Raw genomic sequence first — 10,696 nt, 5'->3', positions numbered from 1 at the left:
AGTTGTTGACTCTCAGACAATAACATCAGGACTTGGTCTACTTGTAATAAAAGCAGTTAAACTTAGAGATCAAGGCCTAAAAATTGAAGAGATAGCTAAAGAGTTAGAGGAAATTAAGCCTAGTATTTTTTTATTATTTGACATATTACTAATAATAGTTAACAATATTATTGAGAATGATAATCACTTTGTTTTTTTATATTATCATATTCTTTATCCTTAGTGTTTAACTGTATATAGTTTTTTTTAACTATATGTTAGTTTTTTAATATTTTTTTAATATTATTTTTAATATTGTTGAAAGGAGTTTCTATGATTTTTATAAATTCTGTAATAAATATTTTTTTTAGCTGTTGTTACTTACCCATCTGTGTATTAGATGAAAATCTTAATACTATTTGTAAATGTGGATACACTATCGAATTAGAAGACATTCTTAAAGAAATTGATATGATAGTAGAATTAAAAAGATTAAATTTTAAGTCCTTGAAAAATACTGATAATATTACTTTTTTAGATTATCCTAAAGAAATAAAGTTTGTAGTAACGCCTTATTTTAAACATAATGATAAGTCTATATGTTTTTTATTAGGCCCATTTACATTTGAAGAAAATTCTTATAAATGCACAATATCAACTAAAAATTTAACCAGTATAAAATATATATATGAATTATTAAACTTGATATTTAAAGATACTGTTAAAATATCTACTATAAAACCATATTCTCCATATGTAAGACGATCTTTAAATTATATAAAGGAAAACTATCAAAATCCCATAACAATAGATTTTATTTGTAGTCAATTTAATATAAATAAAAGTTATTTTTGTAATATTTTTAAGAAAGAAACTAATTATACATTTACTAATTATTTAAATTACTTCCGGATTGAAAAGAGTAAAGAACTTCTCTCAAATACAGATTTATCTATATTAGATATTGCCTTAATGGTTGGATATACAAATCAAAGTTATTATAGTACTATGTTTAAAAAATTTACTAACATAACTCCTGTAGATTTTAGAAATAGATCATTACATAATATATAAATTTAAATTAACAAAATTAGAAACATAAGTATCTAAAAAACTTGATAATAGTATTCTCTATTAATACCAAATAAATCAGTCCTTTACTATTTCAAGTCAATAAGCATTTTAGAAGTGTTTCATATATACATGAAACACTTTAAAATATTTGTATAGTTTTTGAAATCTATTTATAATTTTTATAATAGCTCTTAAGGAGTTATGGTATGATAAGATTTTTTATGCACATGTATGTAGCGCCGCTCAATCTTTATATCTGAATAAGATTAACTATATCTTTTATCTTTATTCATAAATATCTAAAAGAATATTTTTCTATTTAAAATTAAAGGAAAATAAGTAAATATATAGAATTTATAATATTGTCCTAATATTTAATTAATAATTTATATCTTAAAGATTGGAGGGAATTTTTATATCATTTACTTTAATTTCAATTAATATTATTAATTGAATATTTTTCCCCAAGCTTATCTAAACTTAAAGTCTACTTTATAAACCTTACTTATATAAACCTTTCTTATTTTAAAAAAAATTTTTAAATGGGGGAATATTATGAAAGCTAATCTTTTAAAAAAGCTAGCAATTGTCCTTACTGTATCTTTAACTACACAAACTATGGTATCTTATGCCGCTACAACTGATAAAAGTAAAAGAGATAATATTATTTCTGCTGATACTAATGTTACAGGTAATAAATTAATGTTATGGTATGATGAGCCTGCTACTAATTGGGAAAAACAAGCTCTTCCTATAGGAAACGGTTACATGGGTGGTATGATATTTGGTGGTGTTAAAACTGAACAAATTCAATACAACGAAAAAACATTATGGTCTGGAGGACCTGGTTCTGTAGAAGGCTATAATGGAGGTAATAAAGAAGGTGCTTATAATGCACTTAAACAAATAAGAGAAAAACTAGCAAATGGCCAAACTCCATCCAATGCCTTATATCAAGCTGTTTGTGGAGATGTTAAAGGATATGGATCATATCAAAATTTTGGTAATATATTTATGGATTTTGATATTCCAAATAATGCATCTATATCAAATTATAGAAGAGAATTAGATATAGAAGAAGCTGTTGCAAGAGTTAAATATACTTATAATAATGTAAATTACACAAGAGAATATTTCACTAGTTACCCTGACAATGTAATGGTTGTTAAATTAACTTCTGATAAACCTGGTTTTATTTCATTAAATGTTAGAAATGAAGGCGTTCACGAAGGAAATAAATCTAATGAACAAGTAACAGTTTCTAATAATACCATTACTTTAAAAGGAGCATTAACTCCTGGTGTTGTCTATGGTAGTGATGGTAATGTTGGTAATGGTATGAAATATGAATCTCAAGTTAAAGTAATTAATGAAGGAGGTACTATCTTAGATAAAGATGATAGAGTTCAAGTAAGTGACTCTAATTCTGTAACTCTAATAATGTCTGCTGGAACAGATTATAAAAATGAATATCCAACTTACAGAGGTGAAGATCCTCATAATGCAGTTACTAAAAGAATAAATGATGCTAGAGATAAAGGTTATACTGCACTTAGAACTTCTCATGAAAACGATTATAAAGAATTATTTAATAGAGTTACTTTAAACTTAGGTGAATTAAAACTTGATAAACCAACTAATGACCTTTTAGCTGACTATAGAAAAAATCCTTCTAATAGTTTAGAGGTTTTATTCTTCCAATATGGTAGATATTTATTGATATCATCTTCAAGAGAAGGATCACTTCCAGCTAACTTACAAGGTGTTTGGAATAATAGTAATGCTGCTCCATGGCAATCAGATTATCACTTTAATGTAAATCTTCAAATGAATTATTGGCCTGCTGATGTAACAAATCTATCTGAGTGTGCTACTCCATTAGTTGAATATGTTGATAGCCTTAGAGAACCTGGTAGAGTTACAGCAGAAATGCATTGTGGAATTTCTGATGATGGAACAGGAGAACCTGGATGGACAGTTAATACAATGAATAACCCATTTGGATTTACTGCAATGGGTTGGAGTTTTGACTGGGGTTGGGCTCCTACTTCCAATGCTTGGATCTCACAAAACCTTTGGGAAAACTATCAATTTACCGATAATAAAGATTATTTAAAAAGTACTATATATCCTATTATGAAAGAAGCAGCTAAATTCTGGAGCAAATTCTTAGTTGAGTATACTCATTCTGATGGAAAAACTTATTTAGTTTCATCTCCAAGTTATTCACCAGAACATGGTCCAAGAACTATTGCAACAACTTTTGATCAACAATTAATAAGACAATTATTTAATGATACAATTAAAGCTATTGATACTTTAGATTTAAAATCTGACGAAACATTTAAACAAGAATTAATAAAAAAAAGAGATAGATTATTACCTACTCAAATTGGTAGCCGTGGACAGATACAAGAGTGGAAAGATGATATAGTAGCTGGAGAGCAGCAACACAGACACATTTCTCACCTTGTAGGATTGTATCCTGGCAAAGAAATAAATAAAGATACTCCTGATCTATTTGAAGCTGCTAAAGTTACAATGAAAGAAAGAGGAGATGGCGGAACTGGTTGGTCAATGGCTAATAAAATTAACCTTTGGGCTAGACTATTAAATGGTGAAAAAGCTCATATGTTACTTGGTAATCTGTTAAAAAACGGTACTTTAGATAACTTATTTGATACTCACCCACCATTCCAAATAGATGGTAACTTTGGTGCAACTTCTGGTATAGCAGAAATGCTAATCCAAAGTCATATGGATTATATAAGCTTAATACCAGCACTTCCAACAGCTTGGTCTGATGGCTCATTCTCTGGATTAAAAGCTAGAGGTAATTTTGAAGTTTCTGCAACTTGGAAAAATAGCAATTTAAAATCTGCTACTATACTATCTGGTTCTGGAAATGATTGTACTGTAGATTATCCTGGAATTAAGGATGCAGTAGCTAAAGATTCAAATGGAAATACTGTAGATACTACTGTAACTACAGAAGGAAGAATCACATTTAAAACTGAGAAAGGTATGACTTATACTATTGAAAATATATCAAATCAACCAGTAGAAAAAGTAACTGGATTAAAAGTTTTAAGAGCTGATGATTCCTCTATAAAGCTGACTTGGAATAATACTAAATTCGCTGAATCTTATAATATATATAGAAAATCTGATGGTAATGATTTTGTAAAAATAGCTGAAAATGTTACTGAAACATCATTTATAGATGAAAGTGCGCTTACAAATGACTCTTTCAATTATGTTTATTATATAAAAGCTGTAAATTCTCTCGGTGAAGGTGAAGCTTCTGATTTAGTATCAGAACAAAAATTATTATACTTAAGTGATCTTAACTGGACCTCTGCAACAAATGGCTGGGGAACTATTGGTAAAGACGTAAGTATTGATGGCAATAAATTAACATTAAAGAGTGAAGATGGTTCTAATACAACTTATGATAAAGGACTTGGCGTTCATGCAGTCTCTACTATAATTTATGATTTATCTGATTATAAATACTATGATTCATTTGAAGCCTATGTTGGTGCCGATCAAGAAATGGTTGCAAATGCATCAGTAGATTTTAAAGTCTATCTAGATGGTGAAGAAGTATTTGATTCAGGATTAATGACCCTAAGAACTCCACAAAGGCATATTAAACTTGATATTAAAGGTAAAAAAGAACTAAAATTAGTTGCTGGTGATGGTGGAAATGGCATAGGCTCTGATCATGCAGACTGGGCTGATGCTAAAATTATAAAATCTATAAATCTTATTAATAAAGAAGATTTAAAAGCTCTAATAAATGAAGCTAATAAAGAATTAGAAGTTGCTGAAGGAGTTTATACTCCATCTTCAATTAAATCATATAAAGAAGCTATAGACATAGCAACTGATATTTTAAATAATGAAAATGTAACACAAAAACAAATAGATGATGCTTTAAGTTCCCTTTTAGAAGCTCAGAAAGAATTTCAAAAATCATTAATTATAAATAAGGATTCCTTAGGCATATCTATTGAAAAATCTAAAGAAATAATTAATGAACTTGAGAAATATGATGGAACTTCTGAGTTAGTTAGCCTAATTAAAACTTCTCTTAAAGAATCAGAAAAAGTTTATATTAATGATGATGCAACAGAAGCTGAAATTCAAGAAGTATTAAATAAATTAAATGAAGTAATAAAGGCTGGCGAAGAAAAATTAGAAGAACTTAAAAGTGAGGTAAATCCACCTGAAATTAATAAAAGTGCATTACAAACTTTAATAAATGAAGCTAATAAAGAATTAAAAAATGCTGAAGGTATCTATACTCCTTCCTCAATTAAAAAATATACAGAAGCAGTGAATGTAGCAACTGGAATATTTAATGATGAGAATGCTACTCAAGATGTAATAGATAATGCTACACATGAATTATTAAAGGCACAAGAAAAATTTAGACAAGCTCTAATTGTTAGTAAGGATTCTTTAAAATCTCAGATTACTAAGGCTAAAGAACTAATTGATAGATTAAAGAAGTATCCTAAAACAAATACTTTAATAAGGAATATAGAAAAGTCTATTTCTTCTGCTGAAGATCTTTGCAAAAATGATGAAGTAACAAAGCTTGAAGTTGATAAAGCTTCTAACGATTTAGCTAAGTTAATAGAAGAAGCTGAAAAGAAATTAAAAGAGCTTGAACAAAATGATACTAATAAGCCTGGTGATAATAATAATCAAGGCAATGGTAATAATAATTCTACTAACGTGAATAACCCTAATAACAGTAATCCTAACAATGGAAACAACTTAAGTAGCGGCAGTAATTCCAATGCTTCTAACAATCTTCCAGACACAGGTGGACAAATCTCAACTGGTGGACTTATATTAGGAGGATTAATGACAGCTGCTGGTACAATTTTAATACTAAAAAAGAGAAAGTAATATACTCTATTTTCATTTACTACATTTATGTCTTTTACTTTAATCAAGATTTATATTTAAAATCTAATAAAGCTTAAATTTAACTCAATTAAGATTAAATACTAGATAAAGTAAGCTTAGACTGTAGATATATCTAAAAAAGACTAGTAGATAGATTTGCTTAAAAATAAATCTATCTACTACTTTTTAATTTATATAATTAATTTTTTATATTATTTATTTTTATCTAAATATATGTATCACCTTCAATATATTTAGAGCGTATATACTCTTATATATTATTTAGTAAATTTATCATTTCAATAGCTGCAACAGCTGAATCATATCCTTTATTTCCTGCCTTTGTACCTGCTCTCTCTATAGCTTGTTCAATTGTATCTGTTGTTAACACTCCAAAAATTACAGGTTTTTCTGTAGATAGTGATACACTTGCAACACCTTTAGATGCCTCTGCACACACATAATCAAAATGTGGTGTTGCGCCCTTTATTACTGAACCTAAGCATATTACTGCATCATATTTTTCATTCTTTGCCATCTTCTTAGCAACTAGCGGAATCTCAAAAGCCCCTGGAACCCATGCAACATCTATATTTTCTTCTAATACCCCGTGTCTTTTTAGCCCATCTAATGCACCACCTAATAATTTTGATACTATAAACTCATTAAATCTACCTACTACAATTCCAACCTTAATACCTTCTGCTACTAAATTTCCTTCTATTATTCTCATTTTTCTTTCCTCCACTCTCATTTTTATTTTCTCCTGCAATTTAATAATTTAACATATGATTTAATTTTATTTGCTTAGTTTTTAAGTAAAATTCATTCTTCTCATTATGATTCATTTGAATAGGAACTCTCTCAGTTATCTCCACTCCATAACTTCCTAATCCATCTATTTTCCTTGGATTATTAGTCATAAGCTTAACCTTTGTAGCTCCTAAATCTTTTAGTATAGCAGCCGCCACATCATAGCTTCTCATATCTGCTTTAAAGCCTAATTTAATATTTGCCTCTACTGTATCAAGTCCTTCATCTTGAAGCGCATATGCTTTTAATTTATTTATAAGCCCTATACCTCTTCCTTCTTGTCTCATATAAAGTAATATTCCAGTACCTTCTTCTGCGATTCTATTCATTGCTGCATTATACTGTTCTCCACAATCACATCTTTTAGATCCAAGTGCATCTCCTGTTAAACACTCTGAATGAACTCTTGTTAATACTGAATCTACTTTTGATATATCACCTTTAACTAAAGCTACATGATGTTCCCCATTTATCTTATTTATAAATCCGTACATTGTAAAATCCCCAAATCTTGTTGGCATTTTAACTTCAGTTACTCTTTCCACTAATTTTTCTTGTATCTTTCTATATTCAATTAAGTCTGCTATAGTAATAATTTTTAAGCTATGTATTTTTGCAAATTCTACTAATTCCTTTGTTCTTGCCATCCTTCCATCATCACTCATTATTTCGCATATTACTCCTGCTGGTTTAAGTCCTGCAAGTTTAGCTAAATCCACAGCTGCCTCAGTATGCCCTTTTCTAACTAAAACGCCATTATCTTTAGCTACTAAAGGAAATACATGGCCAGGTCTTCTAAAATCAGTTTCTTTACTACCTTCTTCAAATATCTTTTGTATTGTTAATGCTCTTTCAAAAGCTGAAATTCCAGTCTCAGTATCTATATGGTCAATTGATACTGTAAAAGCAGTTTCATGATTGTCTGTATTGTTATGTACCATTGGCCCTATATTTAATTCTTTAATTCTTTTTTCTTCTATTGGCATACATATAAGTCCTCTTCCATGCTTTGCCATAAAGTTTATAGCTTCAGGAGTAACCTTCTCTGCTGCCATTAATAAATCTCCCTCATTTTCTCTATCGGGGTCATCAATTACTATAACTATTTTTCCTTCTTTAATATCCTCTATTGCCTCTTCAATACTGTTAAATTTAAACATAATTAATCCTCCCTTTATTTTTAAAAATTATCATTTATAAAAAACCATTATTTTTAAGAAAATCTTCTGTTATGGTATTTTCTTTTACTTCTGTCTTTTTATCATCTAACTTTAAAAGTTTTTCTACATACTTTCCTATTACATCACACTCAAGATTTACTGTTTCTCCAGTCTTTTTATTGAGTAGTATTGTCTCTTCACCTGTATGTGGAATTATTGATACTTTAAATATTTCATCATCAACATACGCTACTGTAAGACTTACACCATCTATTGCAATAGATCCTTTTAATACAACATATTTTAATATTTCAGTTGGAGCCTTTATTGTTATCCATACTGCATTGTCCTCTTTAGTAAAGTCTACAATTTTTCCTACTCCATCTATATGGCCACTTACTATATGTCCACCAAGCCTACTTTTAATAGACAAAGCTCTCTCTAAATTTACTTTGTTTAATTTCTTTAAATCTCCTAAATTACTTTTTCTTAATGTCTCTGCCATAACATCTGCCTCGAAGCTATTAGAACTTATACTTGTTACAGTCAGGCAAACTCCATTAGTGGATATGCTATCCCCTATCTTTGTATCTTTTAAAACCTTATTAGCTTTAATTAAAAGTCTTGAAGATTTATCTCCTTTTTTTATGCTTTGGATTTCTCCTATTTCTTCAATTATTCCTGTAAACAAACACTTCACTCCTTATCTATATAGCCTTCAAGCAATATGTCTTCTCCTACTACTCTTGATGTTATGTCTTTTATTTTAAAAGCTTTTTTTAACTCTTCTATACCTTGTCCACCAACAGGTGTTTTAGATTTTTCTCCTCCAATTATCTTCGGTGCTATATAAATCTGTATTTTATCTACAATATTTTCTTTAAGGGCTGAAAAGTTTAATGTAGCTCCACCTTCTAAAAGAATACTATCTATATTCAATTCATATAACTTCATCATAAGGTCTTTTAGATCTACTCTATTATTTTTTGACTTAGCAATTATCACTTCAATCTCTTTCTTTTCTAGTTCTAAAATCTTATCTTTATCTGCAAATTCTGTTGTTGCAATAATAGTTCTAACTTTACCATCTCTTATAACTTCTGAACTCATAGGAATCCTTAAAGTGCTATCTACAATAATTCTTATTGGATTTCTTCCATTTTCAAGTCTACAAGTTAATTTAGGATTGTCTTTTATAACAGTATCAACTCCTACTAATATTCCTGTTAATTCATTTCTTAACTTATGCACTTCTTTTCTTGAGTTTTCCCCTGTAATCCACTTTGATTCTCCTGAATATGTGGATATCTTTCCATCTAGAGACATAGCTGATTTTAAAACTACAAAAGGCTTTTTCTCACTTATGTACTTAATAAAAACTTCATTAAGCCTTTTACATTCATCCTCTAATATTCCTACAGTTACTTCTATTCCAGCATCTTTAAGTTTTTCAATTCCTTTTCCAGATACTAAAGGATTATCATCAACTGATCCAATTACAACTCTTCTTATATTCTTTTCAATTATTTTGTCTACACAGGGTGGTGTTTTGCCATAATGAGAACAAGGCTCTAATGTTATATACATAGTTGCGCCTTTTGGATCTTCTTTTAGGCTATTAAAAGCATTTATTTCAGCATGCTCTTTGCCATATCTTTCATGATATCCCTTTCCTATAACCTTCCCGTCTTTTACAATAACTGCTCCAACTAATGGATTGGGATTAACTTTTCCTTTGCCTTTTTTAGCTAAATCTAAAGCTAGTCCCATATAGTCTTCATCCATCTAAATCAACTCACTTTCTAATAATTTGTTTTTAACAAACCTTCAGTATTATTAGAAAAATAAAAGCCCTGAGTTTAAAAACTCAGGGCTTTTATGCACAAATTTTCTATATAAGTATTTATTCAATCTTTAAATCTAAATATTTATATAGCTAAAATATACATTTTCATATAGTAATCTAATATAAACACAATTCACCTATTTAGAAAATATTTTATAGAATTCTTAAACTGATTTAATAAAAAATCATAAGTTAAATACTTTCTTAATAAAATAAAAAAACTCTGAAATACATAATATTTCAGAGCTAAATATACTAAATAAACGTAATTATATTTATAATATATTACTAATTATTACACTTATCTTCTTTCATCCAGACTATACTGTCGGCCTCGGAATTTCACCGAATCATGCTAAAAATAGCTCGCGGGCTTTACCGCCGGTAGGGACTCACACCCTGCCCTGAAGATCTATTAAATTTATACTTATATACTATTCCCTTTTTTATCCTGTGTCAATATTAAATATTTATTTCATACTATATTAAAAAAACTACTTTATCTGTCGTAGTAATTATGATATCATATAATTACTACGACAGATAAAGTAATTGAAAGGAGAGTTTATATTGATTAGCAGTGATATTATTCGTGGTTATAATGACACAATAATTTTAAGCATTCTTCTTGACGGAGATTCATATGGTTATGAAATATCAAAGAATATAAAATCTATTACGGATGATAAATATGTAATAAAAGAAACTACCCTATACTCTGCATTTACTAGGCTTGAGAAAAATGGCTATATAATATCATTTTATGGAGATGAGACTTTTGGAAAGCGCCGTAAATACTATAAAATAACTCCACTTGGTGTCGAGTACTACAAGGAAAAATGTAATGAATGGATAGTTACTAAGGATGTTATTAATAAATTTATAAAGGAGATTGATTAGA

The 10,696-nt window shown here is 28.7% G+C and carries 8 protein-coding genes and 1 riboswitch; of the genes, 4 read left to right on the top strand and 4 right to left on the bottom strand.

Annotation, left to right across the window (positions count from 1 at the left end):
* The 3 genes from K5V21_RS10505 to K5V21_RS10495 all read left to right on the top strand — a co-directional run.
* A partial coding sequence (locus K5V21_RS10505; RefSeq protein WP_221861213.1) for a DegV family protein occupies nt 1–223 on the top strand: 223 nt, incomplete at its 5' end.
* 89 nt (nt 224–312) lie between these two features.
* Entirely contained in the window at nt 313–1,053 is a 741-nt protein-coding gene (locus K5V21_RS10500; RefSeq protein WP_221861212.1) for a helix-turn-helix domain-containing protein, read from the top strand.
* A gap of 555 nt (nt 1,054–1,608) precedes the next feature.
* Entirely contained in the window at nt 1,609–5,976 is a 4,368-nt protein-coding gene (locus tag K5V21_RS10495) for a glycosyl hydrolase family 95 catalytic domain-containing protein (protein ID WP_221861211.1), read from the top strand.
* A 271-nt stretch (nt 5,977–6,247) separates the two neighbouring features.
* On the opposite strand, the gene ribH is transcribed toward K5V21_RS10495, so the two are convergent.
* The 4 genes from ribH to ribD are packed head-to-tail and all read right to left on the bottom strand — an operon-like array spanning nt 6,248 to nt 9,734.
* On the bottom strand, nt 6,248–6,709 hold the full coding sequence (ribH, locus tag K5V21_RS10490; protein ID WP_221861210.1) for a 6,7-dimethyl-8-ribityllumazine synthase: 462 nt from the start codon (nt 6,707–6,709) through the stop codon (nt 6,248–6,250).
* A gap of 40 nt (nt 6,710–6,749) precedes the next feature.
* Nucleotides 6,750–7,949, bottom strand: a complete 1,200-nt coding sequence (locus K5V21_RS10485; RefSeq protein WP_221861209.1) for a bifunctional 3,4-dihydroxy-2-butanone-4-phosphate synthase/GTP cyclohydrolase II — start codon at nt 7,947–7,949, stop codon at nt 6,750–6,752.
* Between the two features lie 34 nt (nt 7,950–7,983).
* Nucleotides 7,984–8,640: a riboflavin synthase gene (locus K5V21_RS10480; RefSeq protein WP_221861208.1), complete on the bottom strand. Its 657-nt coding sequence runs from the start codon at nt 8,638–8,640 to the stop codon at nt 7,984–7,986.
* A 5-nt stretch (nt 8,641–8,645) separates the two neighbouring features.
* A complete protein-coding gene (gene ribD / locus K5V21_RS10475; protein WP_221861207.1) occupies nt 8,646–9,734 on the bottom strand; it encodes a bifunctional diaminohydroxyphosphoribosylaminopyrimidine deaminase/5-amino-6-(5-phosphoribosylamino)uracil reductase RibD in 1,089 nt (362 codons plus the stop codon).
* Between the two features lie 360 nt (nt 9,735–10,094).
* Nucleotides 10,095–10,211, bottom strand: a riboswitch (FMN riboswitch).
* 154 nt (nt 10,212–10,365) lie between these two features.
* On the opposite strand from ribD, the gene K5V21_RS10470 reads away from it, so the two are divergent.
* Nucleotides 10,366–10,695, top strand: a complete 330-nt coding sequence (locus tag K5V21_RS10470; protein ID WP_221861206.1) for a PadR family transcriptional regulator — start codon at nt 10,366–10,368, stop codon at nt 10,693–10,695.
* The last annotated feature ends 1 nt before the right edge of the window (nt 10,696 follow it).

This window comes from Clostridium sardiniense, from assembly GCF_019753795.1.
Taxonomy (GTDB): domain Bacteria; phylum Bacillota; class Clostridia; order Clostridiales; family Clostridiaceae; genus Clostridium; species Clostridium sardiniense.
Note: the sequence above shows the minus strand (reverse complement) of the source record. Positions and strands in the feature narration are given on the sequence as shown.